At 38.2% G+C, this 23,191-nt stretch carries 24 protein-coding genes, 1 tRNA gene and 1 pseudogene; 22 read left to right on the top strand and 4 right to left on the bottom strand.

Going from position 1 to position 23,191, the window contains the following annotated elements:
- The first annotated feature begins 1 nt into the window (after window position 1).
- A complete protein-coding gene (locus M3193_RS03760) occupies window positions 2–481 on the top strand; it encodes a DUF1641 domain-containing protein (RefSeq protein ID WP_251624437.1) in 480 nt (159 codons plus the stop codon).
- 95 nt (window positions 482–576) lie between these two features.
- Entirely contained in the window at window positions 577–1,215 is a 639-nt protein-coding gene (locus M3193_RS03755; protein ID WP_251624436.1) for a Yip1 family protein, read from the top strand.
- A 49-nt stretch (window positions 1,216–1,264) separates the two neighbouring features.
- On the opposite strand, the gene M3193_RS03750 is transcribed toward M3193_RS03755, so the two are convergent.
- Together M3193_RS03750 and M3193_RS03745 are read right to left on the bottom strand one after the other, a co-directional pair.
- Entirely contained in the window at window positions 1,265–1,444 is a 180-nt protein-coding gene (locus M3193_RS03750; RefSeq protein ID WP_251624435.1) for a hypothetical protein, read from the bottom strand.
- A gap of 100 nt (window positions 1,445–1,544) precedes the next feature.
- Window positions 1,545–2,393: an MBL fold metallo-hydrolase gene (locus tag M3193_RS03745; RefSeq protein ID WP_251624434.1), complete on the bottom strand. Its 849-nt coding sequence runs from the start codon at window positions 2,391–2,393 to the stop codon at window positions 1,545–1,547.
- A gap of 149 nt (window positions 2,394–2,542) precedes the next feature.
- Between M3193_RS03745 and M3193_RS03740 the strand changes: the two genes are divergently transcribed.
- The 6 genes and pseudogenes from M3193_RS03740 to M3193_RS03720 all read left to right on the top strand — a co-directional run bounded on the left by M3193_RS03740 (window position 2,543) and on the right by M3193_RS03720 (window position 6,244).
- Window positions 2,543–2,615, top strand: a tRNA-Arg gene (locus M3193_RS03740).
- A 638-nt stretch (window positions 2,616–3,253) separates the two neighbouring features.
- A pseudogene (locus tag M3193_RS03735) lies at window positions 3,254–3,355 on the top strand (XtrA/YqaO family protein); the annotation flags it as partial.
- Complete coding sequence (locus M3193_RS03730) at window positions 3,352–4,398, top strand: PIN domain-containing protein (protein WP_251624433.1); 1,047 nt, start codon at window positions 3,352–3,354, stop codon at window positions 4,396–4,398. The pseudogene M3193_RS03735 and the gene M3193_RS03730, both read left to right, overlap by 4 nt.
- A 180-nt stretch (window positions 4,399–4,578) precedes the next feature.
- A complete protein-coding gene (locus M3193_RS03725; protein ID WP_251624432.1) occupies window positions 4,579–4,947 on the top strand; it encodes a hypothetical protein in 369 nt (122 codons plus the stop codon).
- Between the two features lie 623 nt (window positions 4,948–5,570).
- Window positions 5,571–5,693 carry a hypothetical protein gene (locus tag M3193_RS16680; RefSeq protein WP_285851796.1) on the top strand — a complete coding sequence of 41 codons (123 nt, stop codon included), beginning with the start codon at window positions 5,571–5,573 and terminating at the stop codon, window positions 5,691–5,693.
- A 137-nt stretch (window positions 5,694–5,830) separates the two neighbouring features.
- A complete protein-coding gene (locus M3193_RS03720; protein ID WP_251624431.1) occupies window positions 5,831–6,244 on the top strand; it encodes a DUF4145 domain-containing protein in 414 nt (137 codons plus the stop codon).
- A 516-nt stretch (window positions 6,245–6,760) separates the two neighbouring features.
- Here the strand turns inward: M3193_RS03720 and M3193_RS03715 are convergent.
- Together M3193_RS03715 and M3193_RS03710 are read right to left on the bottom strand one after the other, a co-directional pair.
- On the bottom strand, window positions 6,761–7,972 hold the full coding sequence (locus M3193_RS03715; RefSeq protein ID WP_251624430.1) for an MFS transporter: 1,212 nt from the start codon (window positions 7,970–7,972) through the stop codon (window positions 6,761–6,763).
- A complete protein-coding gene (locus M3193_RS03710) occupies window positions 7,969–9,012 on the bottom strand; it encodes an ArsR/SmtB family transcription factor (protein WP_251624429.1) in 1,044 nt (347 codons plus the stop codon). The genes M3193_RS03715 and M3193_RS03710 overlap by 4 nt, the downstream gene beginning before the upstream one ends.
- Window positions 9,013–9,533: 521 nt before the next feature.
- On the opposite strand from M3193_RS03710, the gene M3193_RS03705 reads away from it, so the two are divergent.
- The 14 genes from M3193_RS03705 (at window position 9,534) to M3193_RS03640 (ending at window position 23,170) form a co-directional block, all read left to right on the top strand.
- Complete coding sequence (locus M3193_RS03705) at window positions 9,534–11,486, top strand: M28 family metallopeptidase (protein WP_251624428.1); 1,953 nt, start codon at window positions 9,534–9,536, stop codon at window positions 11,484–11,486.
- A gap of 795 nt (window positions 11,487–12,281) precedes the next feature.
- Window positions 12,282–13,178: a DUF6744 family protein gene (locus M3193_RS03700; RefSeq protein ID WP_251624427.1), complete on the top strand. Its 897-nt coding sequence runs from the start codon at window positions 12,282–12,284 to the stop codon at window positions 13,176–13,178.
- A gap of 16 nt (window positions 13,179–13,194) precedes the next feature.
- The gene (locus M3193_RS03695; RefSeq protein WP_251624426.1) at window positions 13,195–13,371 is read left to right on the top strand and encodes a hypothetical protein; all 177 of its coding nucleotides are present in this window, start codon (window positions 13,195–13,197) and stop codon (window positions 13,369–13,371) included.
- Between the two features lie 89 nt (window positions 13,372–13,460).
- Entirely contained in the window at window positions 13,461–14,585 is a 1,125-nt protein-coding gene (locus M3193_RS03690) for an AAA family ATPase (protein ID WP_251624425.1), read from the top strand.
- Between the two features lie 113 nt (window positions 14,586–14,698).
- Window positions 14,699–15,838: a hypothetical protein gene (locus M3193_RS03685; RefSeq protein WP_251624424.1), complete on the top strand. Its 1,140-nt coding sequence runs from the start codon at window positions 14,699–14,701 to the stop codon at window positions 15,836–15,838.
- Window positions 15,835–16,140, top strand: coding sequence for a vWA domain-containing protein (locus tag M3193_RS03680; protein ID WP_251624423.1), 306 nt, complete (start codon window positions 15,835–15,837; stop codon window positions 16,138–16,140). Before M3193_RS03685 ends, M3193_RS03680 begins: the two co-directional genes overlap by 4 nt.
- Window positions 16,141–16,642: 502 nt before the next feature.
- On the top strand, window positions 16,643–17,218 hold the full coding sequence (locus tag M3193_RS03675; protein WP_251624422.1) for a GNAT family N-acetyltransferase: 576 nt from the start codon (window positions 16,643–16,645) through the stop codon (window positions 17,216–17,218).
- A gap of 150 nt (window positions 17,219–17,368) precedes the next feature.
- Window positions 17,369–17,578 carry a DUF4083 family protein gene (locus M3193_RS03670; RefSeq protein WP_251624421.1) on the top strand — a complete coding sequence of 70 codons (210 nt, stop codon included), beginning with the start codon at window positions 17,369–17,371 and terminating at the stop codon, window positions 17,576–17,578.
- 251 nt (window positions 17,579–17,829) lie between these two features.
- Window positions 17,830–18,168, top strand: coding sequence for a hypothetical protein (locus tag M3193_RS03665; RefSeq protein ID WP_251624420.1), 339 nt, complete (start codon window positions 17,830–17,832; stop codon window positions 18,166–18,168).
- Between the two features lie 425 nt (window positions 18,169–18,593).
- On the top strand, window positions 18,594–19,160 hold the full coding sequence (locus M3193_RS03660; RefSeq protein WP_251624419.1) for an RNA polymerase sigma factor: 567 nt from the start codon (window positions 18,594–18,596) through the stop codon (window positions 19,158–19,160).
- Window positions 19,147–19,899 carry a hypothetical protein gene (locus M3193_RS03655; protein WP_251624418.1) on the top strand — a complete coding sequence of 251 codons (753 nt, stop codon included), beginning with the start codon at window positions 19,147–19,149 and terminating at the stop codon, window positions 19,897–19,899. Before M3193_RS03660 ends, M3193_RS03655 begins: the two co-directional genes overlap by 14 nt.
- A 1-nt stretch (window position 19,900) precedes the next feature.
- Window positions 19,901–20,776, top strand: coding sequence for an ABC transporter ATP-binding protein (locus tag M3193_RS03650; RefSeq protein ID WP_251624417.1), 876 nt, complete (start codon window positions 19,901–19,903; stop codon window positions 20,774–20,776).
- Window positions 20,776–22,026, top strand: coding sequence for a hypothetical protein (locus tag M3193_RS03645; RefSeq protein WP_251624416.1), 1,251 nt, complete (start codon window positions 20,776–20,778; stop codon window positions 22,024–22,026). Before M3193_RS03650 ends, M3193_RS03645 begins: the two co-directional genes overlap by 1 nt.
- Window positions 22,027–22,039: 13 nt before the next feature.
- Window positions 22,040–23,170: a hypothetical protein gene (locus M3193_RS03640; protein WP_251624415.1), complete on the top strand. Its 1,131-nt coding sequence runs from the start codon at window positions 22,040–22,042 to the stop codon at window positions 23,168–23,170.
- The last annotated feature ends 21 nt before the right edge of the window (window positions 23,171–23,191 follow it).

The following is a 23,191-nucleotide window of genomic DNA, read 5'->3' as shown; positions in this document are numbered from 1 at the left end:
AATGGCAGCGCCGATTACTTCAATTAAAAGAATAGAACTTACTCCTGAGGAGCAGCAGCAACAGAAATTGTCAGAACTGCAATCCCTCATTTCGGAACAGCAACAATCATTGAACAAAATCATTCAAATCACTGCCGAATTGGACGACGCTGGTGTGTTGGATGCATTAACCGCTATGGTAAAAGCAAGAGATGAGATTGCGGGCATTGCTGTGACACAAGCATCACGAGAGCCGATGACTAATCTAATTAATAATCTACTGAATGCAACGGGGCTTTTGACAACGATTAACCCAGAAGTCACCGCAAAATTGAAGGATAGCATCGCAAAAGGGATTGAAGAAGCCGAGCTGTATAAAGGGAATGGAGATAAAGTATCCATTTTGCAGGTTATGACAGCACTCAACGATCCTCATATCAATCAAGCAGTGAAATACGGCATGAATTTCCTGAAAGGGATGGGAAAAGGATTAAATGAATGAAATCCGTTTCTCTATTATTCTTTGAAACGAAATCAATTCCCATACGTATGTATGTGTAGAGATCAGAAAAAGAGTAATAGAGAGTGGGGGTGACTATGCAGAATAATGAAAATGAAGCTTCAGGTTTACAACTGAACCCGTGGACTTCAGTATGGCTTCACCCGAGAAAGACAGTTCAATATGTTTTGGAGTATAAAACCGGAAGTTTTGTTCTTATGATTGCTGCACTTACGGGAATTATACACTTCCTCGATCAAGCAACGGGCAATGATTTATTTAAGAATTGGAATATGGCAGCCGTTCTATTAGTGGCATTGCTTGCTGGACCGGTCATAGGCGTGATTGGCCTTTATATCGCATCAGCTATCTACCATGCTTTATCAATGATGCTAGGTGGATTGGGAACATTTGAGGAATCACGGAGGGCATTTACAGTTTCCAGCATTATTATTGTCATTGGAGGCCTTATTTGGATACCTGACCTGCTTATTTTAGGGCAAGGCAATTTCACAAGTGATTATGAATTCTCATTTGGACAGTTAGGGTGGTCAATGATTTCATTAATCGCCAACTCCATTCTAGGAATTTGGTCGTTGATCGTCCTTATAGCGGCAATCGCTGAAGTTCATCGATTTTCAGCGTGGAAAGCCGCATTGGCGGTCTTCCTGCCAATTATCATCCTTGTTGTCATCTTGCTCGTTATTATTGGATTGACAGCTCCAGCATTATTTTGAAAATGAAAAAAGACGTCTCTTTGTCATTTGCGACAGAGAGACGTCTTTTTTATTGGTTCGTCGTTGATTGATCTTCTTCTGTTTGCTCTCGTTTCGACTTCCTATAAGCATCGACCATCGCTTCTTTGTAATCGCCCAGCGTGGCGAACTCATGGAATCTTCCCGCATACTTCTTTTTATGCATTTCGATTTCGTTCCGTTTCGTAATTCGTCGTTCGACTCTGTCCAATGCCGTGACCTCCTCACTCATCTATTCCTTAGCTTGCCTGTTATGTCTGTAAATATGACAAGGAACTAATAAGTTAAAGTGGGATCAATGACATCAGAAGTTACTTGGAACCGTCGACGTACTTCCCATGATCCGGCACTGCAATCGTTTCAAACTCCGACGCCAAACGATCTAAATTATCATGTAGCCATTGTCCTTCAACAGGGACTCCATGACCCGTAATGGCAATGTTCGGCCGTAACGCAGCTAAAATTTCGACAGACTGTTCTGCTGTTTCCCAATCAGGAGTCAAATAGCGGGGCGGGCCGCCAATTTCCTTTTCTTGTGTAAACACTTTATAGATTTCATCCTGTTTAACTGTAACGAAAGCATCTCCGGCAATCATGGCATGATCTTCATTACGGAATAAAGATATATGCCCCTCAGTATGCCCTGGCGTATGGATCCACTTCCAATCAGGCATGAAGGGAACTGTATGATCATTTGACAACTCATGTGCCCTTGACCCGATGTCTATACTTTCATGAGGAAACATGAATGATAACTTTGCAACCATTCCTCCCTCTACAGTCGTGTCAGGTTCGGGGTAATTCTTTTGCCCAGTAAGATAAGGAAGCTCCAACTCATGCGCATATACAGGTACATCCCAAATTTCCAGTAAATCGATCAAACCTCCGATATGATCGAAATGTGCATGAGTCAGGATGATTGCTTTGGGTGGATTATTTTTACCGAATCTCTTCTCCGCTTCTTCCTTTATCTTTTCAGCTGATTTCGGCATTCCGGCGTCAATTAGAACCCAATCATTTCCTTCGCCGGCAAATCCATAAAAGACGACGTTGACGATTTGAATCGTATAACAGTATAGATCTGGAGCCACTTCGACTCCTTGTCCACTCATCACCGATGTCATTGGTTGAAATCTTTCGGTAGAAGAACTTCTATCCATAAGTCAAAACCTCCTCAGTTAAATAATCCATTTCTTTTATACCCTAATATGTGTATAAAACACTTTGTCATACGATGAAATAGAATTTGAAAGACAAATGTATTGCCCTCAGCTGTTTTACTCTTTATAATAGAAAGGTATTATTATTTGTCTCAGTAGCTCAGGGGATAGAGCATCAGCCTCCTAAGCTGAGGGTCGCAGGTTCGATTCCTGCCTGGGACGTTTTTTAGATGAAAATTGAATATAATAAGAAATGAAAATAATGACCGTAAACGTTGATGTAACAGCGTTAGCGGTCATTATTTGTTTATTGAGAATATGTTCAGGCATGATAGAAACTGAAATCATTTTACTCATTCAACTAATAGCCATGTCCTCATATAACTGTACTGTCTGGCTAGCACATTTCGTATCAAGCTCCTTAACAATATGAGTGTAGTGTTCAAGTGTGTTATGTTTTTTAAAGTGCACACAATTTCGTTCGGGATGTCGCAAATAAACGAGTGAACGTTCTAAAAGTGATACTACATATTTACGAACCACTTCCTGACATGAATTTCATTTTAAGTGATCGGTATGTAAAGCTGTACCTTTACGAACTTAACTATAAAGTTAGGTTTTCACCCTTGTGTAATATTTTATACACTGAAAAAAGCAATTAATGAAATGCTTCTTCTAGAAAATTGGAGGGTGGTTTGCTCGGGAGCCTAAAAAGGCCAGGGGTGTCCCTTTTGTTCCAGCCAATTACATTGCAGCATCGAGGGCCTTCATATTAAGATTGTAAATAGACTTCCAAAGATTGTTAAATGCCGATACAATATAACTGTGTATATACTTTGGTTGTGGTAATTTAGGAGGAGAAGGCAAAGGTGAGAAAATTACCAGAATACGGTGTGTATAAGATTGTGACGCACCAAGGGAAAGTGAAGCGTATGCGGAAGAAAGAAGGGGAAGAGTTTTGACGATTGCTGTTTTTCTGGATACCAATATATTTATGAGCGATTTCAAAATGGAAGGACAAAAGTTTAATGATTTGTTTACTACGCATGAAAAACTAAATACAGAAGAGCAATTTAAATTATTAATTACTGAAATGAACCTTTATGAAGTCATTGATAACTACTCAAAAAAATTAAAGAAGGCCTTCGAAACTTACGGAATGTTTCAGAAAGAACTTGGGAAAATAGTAGATCTAGATCCTAAAAACACTGATTATGAAGATGGAATTTCAACTCTTTCGGCATCCTATAAAACAAATATTGAATGGTTGTTTTATACAGTGACTCCGTCTCTAGAATGCTACAAGAAAGTATTTGATAGGTATTATTCTAAAAAAATGCCTTTCCGCGAGAACAAATTAGAATTTAAAGATGCTCTGATATGGGAAACTGTTTATGATTATGCAATAAAGTGCCCCGAAGAGCTGATTTATTTCGTCTCTACTAATCATAATGATTTTGCAGTTACAGATGATCAGGGAATCCGAAGATTTCATGAGGATTTCGATGACTTATACGGAAGAATTAAGTATCTTAACAATTTGAATGAACTGTTGGTAGAATTGAGATATTTATCCGTTCATCATTTTGATTTTCAAGAAGCTGATGAAATATTAGCAAATGTATCTACTTATATTTCAAATGAGAAAGAAACGGATTCCGCAATAATTAGTTCCCTAGATTCATTTTATTCCGACCACCATTTTACTGAGGACTTTTATGAAGGGTGGGGCACTGATTACTGCTTGAAAGATATAGGTGATATAGAGATAAATCTAGATAAAGAAGTTCTTGAATCAGAGGATTATTTTTATATCCCTATCTCATTTATCGGCACCGTTGAGTATGCAGTTGAAATGAGGAATCCGGTTTATGAACCAGGCGACGAAGAATTTATACAATCAAATACAACAGAAGATGATTTGAATTTCAATTGCACGGCGATTTATAATATCAAAGAAAAAAGTGTTGAGTACCTGGAAGATGTAGAAGTGGATTTTTCATAATACCCCCCAGCCAACTGGAGGACAACCTTGATTACAGCATTCGCTGTGTCACTGTTGTCCTTTTTTGTATCTATTAACAGGGGAACTACTCTTTGCAGTCTCGTTTTTGTAATATTCAAGATAACATAGGCCATACTCTGTAACGAGGTGACTTTAATGTGTTTACACGGGACTTATAAGTTGGTCAACGTGATTAATCCAGATCAAAACAAAAAACAGGTCGTTGTTGATGCATGTATATCAATAGAAGTACAAATGTTAAATGATAGAGGTGTAGTAACTCTGGCAAGTTGCTGTGGACATGGCAAAGCAGGAGAGATTATTGAGTGGGAGAATGATTTTGGAAAATGGAAAAGTTTTCGAGAACCACCACATGCCTTGATATCGGAGGATAGCGTTGAATTAGTTAAAGAGTTAGGGTATAAGCCAATACCATATTATTATGCTGATGGTAGGAGTGGCGGAGCTTGGACAATAATGATGAAAAGCGGTTGTGTAACAGAACTTGAATGTAAAGAATGGCACGAAGAGAACAGTATACCTTTATAAATAGGATGGACTTGATTTAAGAGGAGGGGGCAACCTCCTCTGTTCACATTACTTTCTGTGTTTTGATTCGTAGCAGTGCTTGCAACCATCATAAATTGATGGATAAAGAACAGTATAGTCTGCATCCGTGTCTAATCGATTGTACGGACTAATTAAATGGATATTGCATGCTGGTTTAGTATACGCTGTTCTATGGACTTCTTTTTCAGGTCCCGTATTTACGATATAAGTAGCCATATGATACACCTCCTTGCATTATTAATTCCACATGACTAGAAAATATCCTTCTTTTGTATAATTTAAAGGAGGATTTTCGCATTTTCTGGCGAATTAGGTCAACAGGGGGTGTACCATGGACAATATGATTCCACAAATAGCGAAAGATGTATTAAATAACATTGCTGGTCAATTGCTAATATTGATATTAATTATAGCGGTCGCGTATGCAGTTCCTTACCTAATACTTAGTTTTATACGTGTGCCAACTGTATTTAAAAACGTTCTTTCGACAGCGGTCATGTTATTGGCGATGTATTATTCATTCGATATCATATTTTTGATGTGAACAACGGAGGGTTTTCACATTTCTTGGCGAATAATGTCATGAAGGGGGAGTTGGAGAAATGAGCGAAGCAGAAATATCATATTCTGAAGGATTAGGCGACCTAATGAGAAATAAAAAAGCAACAGTAAATGCATTGCCTGACGAATGTCCAATTTGCCAGTATTCCATTAAAGCAGAATAAAAAACACTCATGATTACAAAGATTATTTGTAGGCTGTGTTTAGATGTCCACGCAATGAATGCCTCTCACTATTTATAGCATATTATGAAACTGACCGACATGACTTTTCCAAGTTTAGTTTGACAGGTGTTGCTCCCGTGAAAGGAAAGGTTAGGGAGTTTAGTCAAGAGATAAATGAAATCTCTCTAGAATTCTCGAAAATTTACAATCAAGCTTTGGAAGCTGAAAGACGTGGTCTAGATCAAATTGCTGGTATTGGTTTTAGAAAATCATTAGAGTTTTTGGTTAAGGATTACTTAATTAATTTCAAAAGTAAAGAGAAAGAGTCTATTGAAGGTAAGTTATTGGGTAAATGTATAACTGAGGATGTCAGTGATGAGAATGTAAAAGAAATAGCCAAAAGAGCGGTATGGTTAGGAAATGACGAAACTCATTATATAAGAAAATGGGAAGGCAAAGACATAAAAGACCTCAAAATCCTAATTGATTTGACCTTATATTGGATTCAAAGTGAGATTTTAACCAATAAATTGGTTGCCAACATGAATTAATGATAAGCGTCTCTTCGGAGGTGCTTTTTCTATACCTAAAAATCAAAGGGGACTGAGGTAATGTGAGGTACCGGATTGGGATGGAGTTCAGCCAGGATGGAGAAATTAAACTATAATTTACAAATGAAAGTCGGTGATACAACATAGTAATAGTCTATGTAGATATGATAATAGGCTTTCTCGTAAATCACTTTTCAGGGTGCCAATCTAAAGGGATTGAGCTTCTGCTCAGTATTTTTTACAGTATTCATAGTTGTGTACTAGAGATGGCGATTTGAGCATATAATGTTGAGAAAAGGAGGGTGAAAATATGGAGGAGAAAACGAAGAACCGATTGATAGTAAAGCTTGTTATTGGAGTATCACTTATGGCTCTTGGTATTCCGGCTTATTTGTAAAGTGAAAATCCCGAACAGCAACTTGATCTGTGATTGAGCTACTGTTCGGGATTTTTATATTTTTTTTGTTTCCACACTCACTTTCTTATGAACAGGATGATGATCATTATGCTCAAATATCAAAGTTTATCCGAAATTAAAGATTCCTTGGTTTGGAGGGAAGCAATTAAGTAATACAGCCCCGGCAAGATAATGATGAAACCGATTCCGATATAAACATGACGAATATTTAATGTTAAGAAAGGCAAGGAAGCGAACAGAATTCCTAATGGCATGGAGACACGCATGAACAACATACGGACGGCACTTAACTGTGCCAGTCGGTCCCTTGGAGCTTCCCGTTGGAAAATGGCTGCACTTTGAGCATTGAAAAGAGGGAACAGGATACCACCCATCAGTTCACATAACCAAGCAAAAGGGACAGAGTGGACAAAGTACAGCAACACAAAGGAAAAGCCACCTCCAATCAAACCAAAGTACATCGTTCGGGGGCTTTTCGGTAGCTTGGTCAGAAGAAGCATCCCCAGCACATAACCGATAGGAAATGCCCCCTTAAAGATGCCATACTCCCACGTCTCGCCTCCCAGTTCTCCCTGAATCAAGGGAATACTCAAGACCAGCGTTGCCCCTACCGCAAATTGGACGGTAGAAGATAGGATTGTTAACCGCAGGAGTTGAGGATAACTAAAGAAATTCCTGTATCCCTCTTTCATTTCAGACCACCAGAACTTTTTTGTCCAAGTTGCCACCTTTTGTGTGCTGGTTTGCGGAATTCGGGACAGTGCCAGGAAACTGATGAAGAACAGGATTGCCGAAATGCCATAAATCCAATGCATCGGTAGTAGCAACAACAAGAGCGAAGTGACGCCTGGAGCAAGAAAGCCCATTAGCCGAAGGGTTCCGTCCAACAATCCGTTGGCATCGGCCAATTCATCCTCTGTACAGACTTCCGGCAGCAGTGAAAACGAAAGGCTGGCAAAAATGGGTTGAAGCAGTCCTAATATGCATTGGAGAATAACCAAACCGATGATGGGTTCTGTCTCCGTTCCAATCCAAAAACCTGCTAATGGAAGTAGGTAGGCACCCGCTCGGATCAGTTGAATATTTTTGAGCACTTTTTCTTTTATGACTTGATTAAGAAAGGGCGAACTGATACCTTGCAGCACCAAAGAAGGAATAAAATAGACGAGCCAAAGGATGCCCATCCACTCCCTTGATCCTGTCAGTTCATATAACAGCAACCCATTAACAATAGCGCCAGCAGCACCACCGAATTCGGAAACAATCTCAACTATCCATAAGGATTTGAAGGACTTGGAATACTTCTTCATAATTCAGTACCCAGGTATCTCGTCAATTGGCTTGAGAAATCTTCAAGCTTTCCAGAGTTGATGGAATAGACCCCTTTTTCCACACGAATGAATTTGGCGGCTTTCAATAAAGTCAGTTGATGGTGAAGCGTTGTTTTCGATATGTTGAATTGGCTACTCAACTCTTGCAAGGACATAGGTCTTTTTTGAAGTTGAAACAACAGTTTTAGCCGTAGTTCGTCCCCTAATGCCTTATGGCCACGAATCAGTTCATTTGATGGAACCCCTGGTTCAAGCAGATATTCTTCTTTGACAGGATAAAAGAAGAGCTTGGTATCAGAAGTACGAATGGTCAGCACCCAAGGACGATATGAAACCTGCGGGATAAGCTTGACCGTCCAAATAGATGGTTCTGGCAGGTATTCGACACCACCCGACACACGTTCGATTTCAGCTACCGGATTCTTCATATCGAGTTGCCGATACTGCTTCTGTTCAAAAGTAAGTGCCTGTAGCCATTTCTCCCAATCTTCTTTATTCGACATCCAACCTTCCCACTCTTTTAACACACGAGTGAATAAATCACAGATCTCAGATTGGGATAGATAGTGAAGCTGGCGAACATATCCCTCTAAATAGTCATGTCCCTTAAAGAGGCTAGCGTATTTTTCCCATAATTGTGTTTGTTCTGGCTTGCAGGCTGTTTCTATTCTCAGTGACTCAGACTGTCGATCATGGTAAGGAAGGAGCCATTCATAAAAAGAATCCGTTGAAGCAGTGGTAAGCAAATTCGAAAATTCTTGAACGGAAACGGCGGAAAATTGATTTTGCAACAGAATCATACCGTACCAAAGATTAGTTTCTTCAATCTTTTTTAATAGTTGGACCAGTAAAGAGGGCATCGAGTTCTCATCTCTTTTCCATTCTTCATCCATTTCAAACGTGTGCCGTAGCTGCTGATGCGTATAGCCGGCAATCCCCAAAATCAATTCCCAGACTGGTGACTGTTCAACTTTCAGAGTTATGGTTTCTACGGGGGGAGCTGAATTTATAATTTTCAAAGTGGTTCCTCCTAGTGTTCCTATTTTAAATTATTCTATATTATTAGAAACTACTATTCAATAAATATCGAATAATTATTTTTTTTGTGCAATGAAGTTAGGAAGGCATCTTGAAGAAATATGGGGCAATTAGCGAGAAATATATTACGAACGAGAAGAGACGTGACAGAGTATTAAATTGTCTTTCTACAGGTAATCGTGAACTAGCTGCGGAATTAGAGGAAGAATAAAGGAACATAAAGCATCTCTTAGGAGGTGCTTTATCTATGCCTAAAATTCAACAGAAGGATTTTACCTACGACTTAAACTGCTGTTTTATTAAATTTTGGAGCTGTACAAAGATAACTCTAGGTTATGTACCCCCAAACAGTAGGTCCGCAATTGTCAGGTTTTTCATTGACTACAAGTCGCTTCCACATCTATAATATTACTAATGTTTATACTAATGGAAAAAATGACGTGGAAAGAAGGGGGAATGAAGATACTTTTATTTAATTTAATCACTTATAGTGGAGGTTATCATGGTACATCTACGGAAGGTATTAATTGGAGCTATACTAACAACTATCTTTTTAGTAGGCTGTAATGACAATAATGACTATGGACAATTAGAAAAAATAATACAGCAATTAACGTCTGATGAGATGAATGGGCGGCTTACTGGAACTAGAGGAAATGATTTGGCTTTATCTTTTATAGAAGAGAAGTTCCAAGAGATCGGATTAGAGCCTCTCGGTGCGAATAATGAGACATTTTTAATGCGATATCCTCATCAATTTTTCAATCCGGAAAAAACTCGATTTGAAATACAGATTATTTCTGATAGTGGTGTTGAGACCAATCTGATGCGTGGCGTTGATTATTTGGAGAGAACCGGCTTTAGCAATTATGAAGAAACGTTGCCTTTTATCTTTGATATTCAAAGTCCGGAAATAGAACAAAGTTTTATTGTATTAAAAGACAGAAGTAATTACCAGGAAGCATTTGAAAAAGCTAAAGGCATATTCATAGTAGAAGAAACTCTTAAAAAGTCACTATTAATTGATAGTGTGGAAAAACCAATTATTCAAATCACTGAAGAAACGTATTACAACTTACAAAAGATTGCTGCTGGAAAAATTTCGATGAACATATCTGTTAAAGAAGAAATGATAGACTCATACAACATAGCCGGAAAAATTCCCGGTGAAAATAATGAAAATGCTATTGTTCTTTCTGCACATTTTGATCATGTAGGATCAGTCGGTGACGCCATCTATCGGGGTGCAATTGATAACGCATCCGGAGTTGCTATACTGCTTGAAGTGGCCAAAGTATTAGGAAGTTCTAATAAAACATTTGAAAATGACATTATTATAGTTGCCTTTAATGGCGAAGAGTCTGGACTTCAAGGCAGTAAACATTTCGTAGACGAGTTGAGCAACAAATATAAAACTATTTACAATATCAATCTAGATTCCTTATATAGCACTCCCATAAGTATTGTTTCTCAGGAAAATGGAGTTTCAAATGAATTATTAGATGATCTAGTCTTCGTCTTGGAGGAAAATAGTATAGATTTTAATACTGATATGAGTGGGGGATTAACAAGCGATCACATCAGTTTCCTGTCCAATGATATGAATGCATTAACCATTTCCAGCCAGAATCCAGTTCCAAAAATACATCATCCTTTGGACACTATAAAAGAAATAGATTTAGCATCTTTAAATAAGATAAGTGATACCATCGTTGAATTTATCAATAATTATCACCAGAAAGAATACACTCATTCACATGATCATGACCATGACCACGAAAATAACATTTCTGAAGTAGAATTTGATTATGAATTCCAGGAAACAGAAAGGTCGAAATTGAATCACGATGAATATACATTTAAACAAAACCCTAAAGATAAAACATACTACTTCATAGAAAATCAGAGTTACACATTTACAGACCTTCAAGAATTCCAGAAGTATTATCCAGCGATTGTGTATGAGTCAATAATTGATGAATATCAAATAAATTCTATTCAAGTCCTCAATTTGTATAGCGAAGAATTTGACAGATCCGAATTGGAAGAAAATAAAGTGTATAGTCATGAATTGCATACGGATGATTTATTGTTGATTTCATTTAGATATTCAAGTAATGATGCGAAGCAAATACTGGATATACATCTAAGCAAGGACAAGGGTATTCCAATAAAGGACTCGGGTTACGTGTATGAGGAGACAATTATTAAGGGCATACCATACACACTTCAATACAGTTTAGATAAAGACTATCTACATGGGTTTTCATATGAGCAAGAACTTAATGGGTTTAATTATTTGGTGAGAATTTCAAAAGGGGAAGAGGTAGTTAGTGAGTTTGAAGGCCGTCAAGTAACCGGGATTAAGACATCCTTGTCTGAGGAAGATGTTAAATATTTTATCGAAGATATTAATATTGACGAATTAGTTTTAAAAACTTTAGAGTCATTCTAAGTTGGTATCGATTATGGGATTGTTCAATGCTCAAAAGATAAAGGCTTGAAACAGCCGAAAACATTGAACAGAAGCTAGATAAAGTAAAGCTTTATTTGAGAAAAAAGAAAATGAAATATAACGTTTTCTGGTCTCTACCTCATTTGAAGAAATGATAATTCCTTATGTGTAATTTCTATAAATCAAATTGATTACTTCCTTCCGTGACAAGTGAAATAAGTTCCACTTGAAATGTTCTTGATTATACTACTGGTAACATGAGGATTTCTGTGAACAACTTGAAGTAAAATAATTGATATATATGGTGTTATTTAATTAAAAGGAAAAATAAGTCTTAGGACAATTCCACGTTCATTTTGGGATTAACAATCATTTTGGCGAATTTGCGATAAGGTAACGATTTTGTTAGTCTGTAAATACATCGTTCAAATTACTAAGTCATTGTTTTCGTATAATGAAAGTCGTTATACTTCCTGCATTTGTTGGAAAGAGACTCGACACAAATTTATTATCCTTCTATTCCAATTCTTTGTGGGGAGTTGGGTGGACATTTGGTCAAAACGATGCCGTTGGGCAGATAAATTACACATTTTTGTGTTACAGGTGAATCATATTAAAAGTCGATTGAATCCTTGTTGGACTCTATCGGCTTTTTATATTTAATAATTGAACGAGGGGGGACGGGTCTACAAGGCGCAGAAAAATTAATAGGCAATATTTAAACGCATTTTGTTTAGCTATGAGCTAATTCAAGATGCGTTTTTCTATTTAAAAAACTGAAAGGATGTTGGTATCATGTCAATCAATCTTGATAACATGACAGCGGTTCAAAATGAAAACCAAGAGGGAGTACTCGGTCATCTCATGTGGTTCAGTGTAGGGAAACAATTGATTAAAACGGCCGACTTAAAAGAACGCCTAATTCAGGCCGGCTTGGAGGAAGAGTGGATGCCAAATGTCATTCGGTCAGCTGATGCTTTCCGAAGGGCTACAAAAGAGATTGAAACAAGAAAAGCTACTTCTCAGACGGGGGTATTTGAAAATTATCTAATCAGGGAGGTCTTTTCGGATAAGGATTATGTGCAACGGAATATTGTTGTTGAATCTGTGAATCAAGCGGGTAAGAGGCTAGATTATAACAGCAAAGCGGGTGTGATTACGTTAGACAAGAAGAATGAGTCAATCACATTCATATCCGAGAATGAGACAGCTAAAGAGCTATGTATGGAAGCTGAGCAGAAATTCAATATCTATAAGGATAATTATTCAGCCCAGCAATTGAGGGTTATGGTCAATAAAATTCTGCAGTCTCTTGCACCTACACCTGTGCGTCCAAATGGAGGAATATACTTCGTTCCAGACTCGCATACCGAAGGATTGGCGAAGTTAGTTAAATTCACATCATCCCTCGAAAATAGCGAAGGGTTTAAGATTCCAGTCGTCAATACATTCGACAATCGGAATATGGTCAATGCGAAATTCAATGAGCATTTGGAATCCATTTTAAACGACTGTAAAACAAGCGGAAGCCTGAGAAAAGGGCAAGTGAAAGAAATCATTGAAAATGCGAACTCTATCATCTCTAACTATAAAAATTATAAAGGAATCGTTCAAGACGAGGCAGTGCAACTTGAACAGAAAATCATGAAGATCCGTTCCGAAATTACTCGGATGGTTACGGATTTATCCTGAAAAAGGGGGGATTACCATGCCTGAATTCTTTCAGACGATGGTGGGTAGGAATTTCTATGAAAAGGATGTAGTTGATATAGTTGAACATTTAAAGAAAATCTCCAATGAAGTGGAAAGCGCGAATGAGCTTAAACAACGTGAGTTGCGATTAAAAGAACAGGAATTACTTGATTTATCAACCTGTAATAAATGAGCATGGATGAATAAAAGGAAGCGTGGATTGTGATATCAATTCTGCTTCCTTTTTCAATGTAAAAGACGAGTTGAAGGGATGGATTATTAATGACAAACAACTTTTCAAAGTTAGAGGACATCAAAAATGCGTTGAACGCAAAGTTCTTCGAAAGGGAAGATGAAGTGGAGGTAATTTTGATCGCCATATTGTCACAGCAGCACATATTGATGATTGGCCCGGCTGGAACCGCGAAATCAGCTTTATCAGTAGAGCTCTCAAAGATTGTGCAAGGCACTGAATACTTCCAGTGGCTGTTGACAAGGTTCAGTACCCCAGAAGAAGTATTCGGTCCGTTATCACTAAAGGACCTTGAACAGGGTGTGTACAAGCGTAATACAACAAGTAAAATGCCCGAGGCGAATCTTGTTTTCCTAGATGAAATCTTCAAAGCGAACAGTGCTATTCTAAACAGTCTATTGACCCTAATTAATGAAAGGCTCTTCTATAATAATGGATCGCCCGTCAAGGTTCCGTTAATGTCCGTCATTGGAGCATCGAATGAGTATCCGCAAGAGGGGGAGGGGCTTGAAGCCTTATTCGATAGATTCCTGCTACGGTTTGAAATTGACTATATTGTGGATGAAACGAACTTTATTTCCATGATGAAAGGGGGCGGACAACATCAGCAAATGCCGTCCATGACGATGGAAGAATTGGTGCAACTGCAGTTCTTCACGGACATGGTAGCCATTCCTGATGAAGTTTACGAGACCCTGTCCAAAATCCGCACGGAATTAAGGGATGAAGGGATTCGTCCCTCAGATAGGCGTTTCAAGCAATCCTTGAGTGTCTTACAAGCGAAGGCATTAATCAATCAGCGGCAATTTGTAAAGGTTGATGATATTGTCATCCTTGAAAATGCTCTATGGGAAACGGTAGATCAGAGAGATATAGTATCCCTAATTGTCCGTAGTCATGCTCAAGATGTGGTGACAAGGGCTATTGAATCTATTCAAAAAGAAGCGCAGGAAGTGTTTAATTCCATGTTGAAAGATAATTCAACTGATGCTGGAATGGAAGCCACTCAGAAACTGAAAGCCTTGGTAGCTGATTTGAATAAACTATCTAAACATAATCAGAGCCGGGAAGCTGACATTGAGCCAGTGCTGAATCAATTAAAATCCATGCAGCAGGAGATATTGGACAGCATCCTAGAGCCAATAGACTTTTAAGCCTCTTATTAATAGAAGAGATAAGATGCCGTATTTAAGAGCTGAAGGAAGTAAATTAGATGTCGAGGGTAACCCTTCGGCATCTTTTAAATATCTGAAGGGAAGTGTTCAATGTGACGAGAATGACAACAAGTATAGAAAACCGCTCGGTATTAAATACTGACGCTTTCGACAAAAGACGTTTCAATGAGATTTATAGCATGTCCCAAGGAATCCAGAAGGTAAGGGATGAAGGCGAGTTGCCAACCTTCGAGCCTTTATTGGCTGACATATGGGCCTCCTTATATAAGATGAAACCGGAAATCACGGAAGAGGAGGTTGCTGCCGATTTGAGGGTCAATAAATCATTGATGGGGAGAATCATGACGGATGAGTCATTCGAAATTTATCGTAGTTTCACCCGGTTGGATGATTTATCGTCAGCCATTGGCACCGTGAAATTTGGGGAGAAAACGAATCAATGGTTGGCTGACCAAAAGATGCAGGATAGTGAACTTAGAAAAAAGATGCAGGAAATTCAAGCGATGCAAAGACAACTTGAAAAACAGGAACAGCAGGTAGGGCACGGAAATGGAAATGAGCAGCTGCAAGCCGATCTATCGCAAGCTATGGCTGGATTAGACAGTCAGATACAGCAGACCCTCCAAAATAATAGCCATAGCTTTTCTGAGCAAATGGCTCAAGCTGCACAAGAAACGAGACAAGTTAAAGCCAACCTGAAGTCTTTGATGGGTGGCATTGGTTCAGGGAGCGCTGAAGCTGAATTGAAGAAGGTACCCCTTCGTAACCAGATATCGTTGGCTGAAAAAATTGCTGCTGATAAAAGAATGTTGGAAATTGCTGAATGGGCTGGACGTTTTAAACAGATAGCAATTAAAAAACAAAAGTCGAAACACATTGAAGGCATCGAGAGTAAAGGTGTGGTAGCAGGAGATGTCATTGAAAGGTTATTGCCGATTGAACTGGGCTTGTATAAACACTCTGTAACCAAAATTGACTTCTTGCGTCGGTTTGCTGAGAAACAAACAATGATGTATGAACAGAGTGTAAGAGACACACTTGGCAAAGGGCCTATCGTTCTTTGTCTTGACCAATCGGGAAGCATGCGAAAACTTGATTCACAATCTAAAGGATTTGCGCTTGCTCTATTATCCATTGCTAAAAAGCAGAAGAGGGATTTTTGCTTGGTCTTGTTTTCAACTCGCACTGTTGTAAAAGTATATGAGAAAGGAAAAAAAAAACTGAAGACTTGATTGAATTTGCACAAACATTTTTAAGTGGAGGAACAGATTTCAACCTACCGTTAACTAAAGCAGTTTCGATTATCGAGGACAGCAAATTCAAGAGATCTGACCTCATTTTTATAACAGACGGAGAGGACAGCTTAAAAGAGTCGTTTATCAAATCATTTATAAGGAAGAAGGAGAACATGGATTTTAATGTGCTTTCACTTGTGTTGGGGACCGATGCAGAGACAGTTCAGCATTTTTCTGATGAAGTTATACTGATTACTGCTTTGAATGACGAAGGTAGCTTCAAAGCCTTTACTATATGAGTGTAACCTTGACAAAGTGAAAGCTGATCATTATTGGTTATGGGTACTTTTGGTGGGGAGTAAACATTAAATAACAATCTATTCGGAGACACAATTCACATTTGAATTAGTGTCTCCATTTTTACTACTTCAAAACTCAATGGAATTAACACAGTAATTAGCACTTCGCTACATAAAAATTGGAGATATCATATTACTTATCTATTAAGAATTGTAGACACATGGTAAAATAAATTTAATGTTGTGAAAGTTTTCACTTAAACTAACGGCGCAGGTTAGTTGAAGAGCGTTGTCTAACTTGTGTTCAACAATCGGGCCAGATTGTTGAAGAAAGAAATTGATAGGTATTGACTCACCGCACTAATATAGCCTATATTTGAATTATCATAAAAAAAGGGAGGTTGGCCTATGTTATCGAGCAATGCAGTAGACGTTTTTACAAAAGAACTAAACGTTACAGGGGTACAGTAAAAATAACCCCTTTACTGCGACCCCTGAAAAAATGGGGGAATCTAAGTTGATTAAGAAATATATAAAAGGTTTTTTAACGGGTAATAAAGTAACTCTACGCAAAATTACTAAAGATGATTATGAAAGTTTTTCTAACGTTGAGGACGTGATGGAAAGTCGTTTACTAATGAACGACGGTATTCCATTCCCACCAACTGATGCAGATCACGAGAAGTTTCTTGGTGAGATTAGTTCTGAGAAAGATGACTACATGTTTGCTATTGAACTTAAAGATGAAGTAGTATTCATCGGAACTATCGCTGTTTACTTAGTTAACTGGAAGAATGGTACCTGTCATGTTGGAATCTCTATCGGTCCTGACTTTCAAGGAAAAGGTTATGGAACAGATGCAATGAAAGTTTTGCTCGACTTTATTTTTAATTATATGAATGTAAATAAAGTGAAGCTTCAAGTATTTGGTTATAACCAACGAGCTATTGGCTCTTATGAAAAATGTGGATTTCAATTGGAAGGCACTTTAAGAGAAGAGCTTTTTAGATTTGGCAAGTACCATGATATTCTTGTTATGGGTTTGCTAAGAAAAGATTGGGAAGATGCATTGGTTTAAATGATAAATAAGAGAGCAAACCAGTAAGATGGTTTGCTCTTTTTAATAATAATTATTTCAACAATCGGGCGCGATTGCGTAAATCGATCGGCGTACGTTCTACAATCGGAGCCATTTAACAGAAGTTTAAAAGTGGAGAGGAAGATTATTTTGGAATTAATAAATAGCTCAGTTAACATTGGTGATATCGTATCTACGACGATTTTTATTCTGCTAATAATCCTATTTTTTGTTTCATTTACGGTTTTCATCAGAAGATTGTCGGTTACTCAAAGAAAAAAAGCCGAAAACAATTTAAAAATGGAACAAAAACTAGATAGAATAATTGAACTGTTAGAGCAAGATAAAACGAATAAATAAGACTTTTGGAGTTCCATAAACGGGCGCGATTGTTTAATATGCGTCTTTTTTTTCTTCTTCAACTAACGGGTTATCCTCTACTTTTTATTTCACAAAAGGGAGTGAGGAAATGAGGACATTGAAAGATCAGTTGAATAAAAAAGGCTCTCTCGTTCGCGCAATGGCGAGGTAGACAAACATTCTTCAGGCGTTATACATAAAGAGGAAATAGCTCCCTTCATGGAGAATGTTGTCATAAAGGGGGTGAGGGATTGGGATTTAAATTTGATGGTATGAAGGAATTGCAAAATCAATTGAAGAAAGTGGAAAAACAAGCCAGAGATGCGGTAAGTGGTGAAATTAGTTTAGGAGAGCTATTCACCGATGACTTTATGCAGAAGAACACTAACGCCAAAAGCATCGAAGAGTTTCTTAATGAAAGTCCCATGGCAGGAAAAGAAGTGGAGACTGTCGAAGCTATGAGCACTCCAGAAATGGATGAGTATGTGAAGGCACAAACTGAGTTTAGTAGCTGGCAGGAAATACTACAAGAAGCTGCAGATTCGTATGCTGTTGACATGTTTAGAAAAGCGGGATTTAAAGTTGAATAAAATAAATTAAATCCTTCGGGATGCTTTTTCTATGCAGAAATTTAAAGGATTTTCACCTTACTTGGCGAATAGCATTATGAAGATTTAGGATGAGATTAGTTTTATATAGAAGCATCTCGTTACGGGGTGCTTTTTTTATGCCTAAAAATCAAAGAGGGCGGCACTGAAGGAATATAGGAAAACGGGTAGAGTTGGTTATTATTACTTAAAGGATCGGGTGGTACTACATAATTATATGTTATTTCATGCATTGCTTTATAACAAACACTGAAGCCATGTACATGAATGTAATTAAGGACTAATATCAGAAGAAGGATCGGCCTTAAATAATTAATGATAAAAATTAGGTCGTATTTTAAAACTTTTTCTGTGAAAAATACGAATATACTTATAGGGTAATGATATGGAAAGCATGTGATGTATAAATGGAGAACGATTTACGCTGGATCAGACAGATAAAAAGAGATGCCAGTGAATCCGCAGCGAATGAACTCGTATCGAAATATTATAAGGAAATGTTTACTTTTCATTACAAGCAAACGCTTGATAGGGATTTGTCTTTGGATTTAACTCAAGAGCTATTCATTGGCGTATTGCAGTCAATACATGCCTACGACCGAAAAAAAGCATCGTTTCGGACTTGGCTTTACAGACTTGCCTCTAACCGCATTGTCGATTATTTTCGTTCTAAGCATTATCGATATTCTCAATTTACGCAGACAATCGAAGATATCCATCAGGAATTCGAAGATGAATACAATTTGGAAATTGAACTAGAATACAAGGAGCAATTCGACCTAGTCAATTCATTGGTGAATCGGCTAGATGCACATTCACAGCAAATCATCCGTTTGAAGCTATTCGGCGAATATACGTTGAAGGAGATTGCATCCATTGAAGCAATCCCTTTATCAACAGTCAAAACGAGATACTACGCAGCAGTTAAGTGGATCCGCAAAGAAATGGAGGTGGTGAACATTGAAGAAAGATAAATTAACTATCCCGATGCCGGATGACAGTACCATTGACAGGCGGATTTGTCAAATTGTGTCACAAGGCTTAGTGAAGAGAGAATCCTTGTCATCCTATTTGCGATTAATGGTTCAACAAGTCGGATGGCGGCATCTGTTTTCGGATCGAATGGAGCTAAGCTTCATATTAACGATTGCAATCGGATTATACAGCTTATTTCTCATCATGCCAATTCATGGCGACGTGCAAAATCTGTATGCTTATATTTTCCTTTTGTCACCGATTCTGTTTCTTGCCTTTTCGTTCTACACGTACATGAATAAAACACAAAATTCCACCTATGACGTGGAAATGACTTGTAAATACAATTTCTATCAAGTCATTGCCTTCCGTATGCTTATGTTCAGTGTTTCTACGATGATACTGAACACGATTACGATTGTATTTATTGCCATGAAATACGAGGAAATCGAATTTATTCGTGCATTTATAATCTCTGGTACATCTCTATTCCTGTTTTCAATTATTCTTTCAATCGCCCTCATGAACCGGAGGACAAAAGGGATAGTCATAGTGACAATAACTGTATGGCTCATGGGAAACACCATTGTAAGATCAGTCAATAACGAGTTTTACAACGGCATGCTCCTCCATATGCCAGTTTTCATCTATGCAATTGTTCTACTTGGTTGTCTGGTCATTTATATGAACTACTTGAAAAAGCTGATCATTTTCAAGCAGACGGAAGGGGTATTTTAATATGTTAGTCGTGAAAGATGCGAGCAAGCGCTACGGCGATTTTACCGCCTTACAACAGATCAATTTGGAATTCAACACGGGCCTATATGGACTACTTGCCCCGAATGGCGCAGGGAAGACGACGCTGATCAAAATGTTGGCGACCTTAATTACGCCGAGCGAAGGGGAAATCCAGTATAACGGGAAAAACATCCTCGAGATGGACGAGCAGTACCGAGAACTATTAGGCTTTTTGCCACAGCAATTCGGTTATTACAAAAACTTTTCGCCTAAGCAATATATGTTGTATTTAGCGGCCTTGAAAGGAATCGGGAAAAAAGAAGCGCTTCATAAAATCAATGAGTTATTGGATAAAGTAGCATTAAGTGATGTTGTGAATAAAAAAATGAAGAAATTCTCCGGTGGGATGATCCAGCGTGTCGGCATTGCCCAAGCATTGCTGAATGACCCGAAAATCCTCATTTTAGACGAGCCGACAGCAGGTCTTGACCCGAAAGAAAGGGCTCGGTTCCGGCATTTGCTCACTGAACTTGCACGCGACAGACTTGTCATCATATCAACCCATATCGTTTCGGATATCGAGTCGATTGCGAATGAAGTCATAATGATTAAAAACAAGCAGCTATTGTATAAGGATTCTGTCGAAGAAATTTGTGCAACACTCAATGGAAATGTGTTTGAAACGACGATTGACTTTGAAAGTTTAAAAGCATTCCGGAAAAAGTTTGTCCTTCTTTCCGAAAAGCAGGAGTATGGCAAGATAATCGTCCGGTTTATCCATAAAGGGGTCCCTGAAGTGGAATGGATTTCCGTTCCACCGCAACTTGAAGATGTATTCCTTTATGAATACCGAGATGAAATCGAAGGGGAAGTATGATGCTAATAATCCTCAATGAATGCAAGAAGGCACTGACTTCGCCTATCTTGATAGGCCTATTCATCGTCTTTTCCGCCTTTAATGTATTCGTCATCATCAGTTCATCCGACCACAAAGAAGAATTGAAAATGCTAAATGAAATTATCGACCAATACGGCAGGGACATTACGGATAATTCATTGAACCGATTCGAAAGTGACATTCAAATCGATTTGGCAAAATTAAATAGGATGACAGCGTCAGAGTTTACGAGTGTCTATGATTTTCTCGATGGATTGCGTTTTGAGGATCAAGAGAAATATAGCGATGAACAATGGCTGTTCATTCACCGGCTACAACTTAAAGAAATGTATTTGAACATGGCAAAGTCAATTGATGAAAGCTATGAAGCAATGGATATAAAGAAGATGGGTGAGGCGGAAATTGAGAAGTATCTCTTAAGTGGCAATGCTGCCGAAACACTTCTGCATGAATACGAGAAACTCTCGGAGCGATTCGAGGAAATGGTAAACAACGGAGAGCATAAGGAATGGTTTTTCGCGGGAAAAGCGTATTTCATGCATAGCTTTTTATTCAAGACGGTCTTCCTGCATATCATTATAGAATCTCTTCTATTAATTGTCCTAACGACATCGTTAATTACGACATATGAGTTTGAAAGCAAGACACATCTTGTTGCGTACTCCACAAAGCGCGGAAGAAAGCTGATGAAGGACAAGCTTTTTGCATCTTTGGCTATAGCGACAACTATAATCGTTTTCCTTTTCGCGATTACACTTGGTACATTTTTCTCTGTCTTTGATTACTCTCACGTATGGAAAACTTCAATTAGCAGCGCGTTCAACTGGGAATACAACTTCCCGTATGTCGCTTGGTGGGATCTTTCTGTAGGGACCTTTTTAATAGGGGTTATTGCACTCGTGTTCATCGTATTATTGCTATTTGTCGGATTGACATTTGCGATATCTATCGCAGTGAAAAACAGTTACATCAGTTTCTTTCTTATCGCAGCCGTATTTGTTCTATTGTGGCTGTTGCCAAGCTTCATGCCAACATCATCAACCCTGTTATTCGTTTTTGCATATACATTACCGACATTACTCTTGGCAATCAGATACTCGTTCATGGGAAGCAGCGGATTAATCCTATTCGAAAACTTCGAATGGATGACAATGAGCTGTTGGACGATCATCACGATTGTAGTAGGTTTCATGTCATATAAACGGTTTTTGAAAATTGATATTCACTGAGGGGGGTGCAACAATGAGAATGTTATGGAATGAAGTAAAGAAGATTTTCATGTGGAAAATGATGTTGTTGCTGTTATTCATCAATAGCATACTCTATTTTTTATTGATCGAGTTTCATATCGATAGTTTCCCGAATGGCAGTGGGCTTTACTCGTACAATGTCGGAGTAGAAATGGTTGATAAATATGGTGCCACTATGGATGAGGAGGAGTTTATTGACTTCAAAAAGATGTACGAAGCAAAAGTAGAAGAAACAAATAGGTATTTGCAGTCTAGAGAAGATTTCGTTGCAGAAGGTATAGATACATATGACAAATTCACAGCATATGATTGGTGGAATCCTTCCCAAGAGGCACGAGCCCTTCGTGATGACGTTTTTTTGGGGAATAAAATTGACTTATTTTGGGAACTGCAAGAGCGTCACGGCCTAATTGAGTTTCATAATAGAAGGAAAAGAGTTCCTGACGTTTTATCAGATAAAGAAAGGCAACGTTTTGAACAATTGATTGAAGAAGAGAAATTTGGAGTATACACAGATCTAGTTATACAGAACTTTAAATCGTTCATTGCCAATGTCGGAGTTGCAATTCTTTTCAGCGTTGTATTGGTAATTTCGTCAACAATTATAAAAGATCGTTCAAGAGGGCTACTGCTGTTGCAATACACTTCGAAAAAGGGGCGGAATCTTTTCAAAACGAAGCTACTGGCAGGATATATTGCTACCTTTATTATCATTACATCATTGTTGGCCGTCTATTTCAGTGTGTATTCATTGAATCGTACATCCATGTTCTTCAAAGTCCGCGTGAACACATTTATTGCTAATGAATCATGGTTTGATCCGACATTCTTTCAATTCATCATGATTTGTGTCGCTGCGATTTACTTGATCGGATTTATATTCGCAACTCTCTCAATGGTTTTTTCAAGCAGAGTTCCGAATATGGTGTCATTAATCGGCATACAAATTCCATTCGTAGTCGGCTTCCTTATATTCGGCCTAAATCCATTATTGCCCAATATGATTCTTATCTGGACTCCGAAGTGGCTTGCACCAATGTCATATGGCCTAATGATACTTCTTAGTGCTCTTATTGTCATATTCCTATGGAAACGTGAAAAAAAAATGGACATTTTGCAATAAAAGATTGAGAGCCGACATAGC

This window comes from Sporosarcina luteola (genome assembly GCF_023715585.1).
GTDB classification, from domain to species: domain Bacteria; phylum Bacillota; class Bacilli; order Bacillales_A; family Planococcaceae; genus Sporosarcina; species Sporosarcina luteola_D.
Note: the sequence above shows the minus strand (reverse complement) of the source record. Positions and strands in the feature narration are given on the sequence as shown.

What these genes read in the sequence shown, in the direction of transcription:
- M3193_RS03700 (WP_251624427.1), top strand. Translation starts at nt 12,282, where the DNA reads ATGTCAATCAATCTTGATAACATGACAGCGGTTCAAAATGAAAACCAA.
- M3193_RS03760 (WP_251624437.1), top strand. Translation starts at nt 2, where the DNA reads ATGGCAGCGCCGATTACTTCAATTAAAAGAATAGAACTTACTCCTGAG.
- M3193_RS16680 (WP_285851796.1), top strand. Translation starts at nt 5,571, where the DNA reads ATGAGCGAAGCAGAAATATCATATTCTGAAGGATTAGGCGACCTAATG.
- M3193_RS03745 (WP_251624434.1), bottom strand. Translation starts at nt 2,393, where the DNA reads ATGGATAGAAGTTCTTCTACCGAAAGATTTCAACCAATGACATCGGTG.
- M3193_RS03645 (WP_251624416.1), top strand. Translation starts at nt 20,776, where the DNA reads ATGCTAATAATCCTCAATGAATGCAAGAAGGCACTGACTTCGCCTATC.
- M3193_RS03675 (WP_251624422.1), top strand. Translation starts at nt 16,643, where the DNA reads ATGGGGGAATCTAAGTTGATTAAGAAATATATAAAAGGTTTTTTAACG.
- M3193_RS03650 (WP_251624417.1), top strand. Translation starts at nt 19,901, where the DNA reads ATGTTAGTCGTGAAAGATGCGAGCAAGCGCTACGGCGATTTTACCGCC.
- M3193_RS03705 (WP_251624428.1), top strand. Translation starts at nt 9,534, where the DNA reads ATGGTACATCTACGGAAGGTATTAATTGGAGCTATACTAACAACTATC.
- M3193_RS03695 (WP_251624426.1), top strand. Translation starts at nt 13,195, where the DNA reads ATGCCTGAATTCTTTCAGACGATGGTGGGTAGGAATTTCTATGAAAAG.
- M3193_RS03640 (WP_251624415.1), top strand. Translation starts at nt 22,040, where the DNA reads ATGAGAATGTTATGGAATGAAGTAAAGAAGATTTTCATGTGGAAAATG.
- M3193_RS03715 (WP_251624430.1), bottom strand. Translation starts at nt 7,972, where the DNA reads ATGAAGAAGTATTCCAAGTCCTTCAAATCCTTATGGATAGTTGAGATT.
- M3193_RS03755 (WP_251624436.1), top strand. Translation starts at nt 577, where the DNA reads ATGCAGAATAATGAAAATGAAGCTTCAGGTTTACAACTGAACCCGTGG.
- M3193_RS03690 (WP_251624425.1), top strand. Translation starts at nt 13,461, where the DNA reads ATGACAAACAACTTTTCAAAGTTAGAGGACATCAAAAATGCGTTGAAC.
- M3193_RS03660 (WP_251624419.1), top strand. Translation starts at nt 18,594, where the DNA reads ATGGAGAACGATTTACGCTGGATCAGACAGATAAAAAGAGATGCCAGT.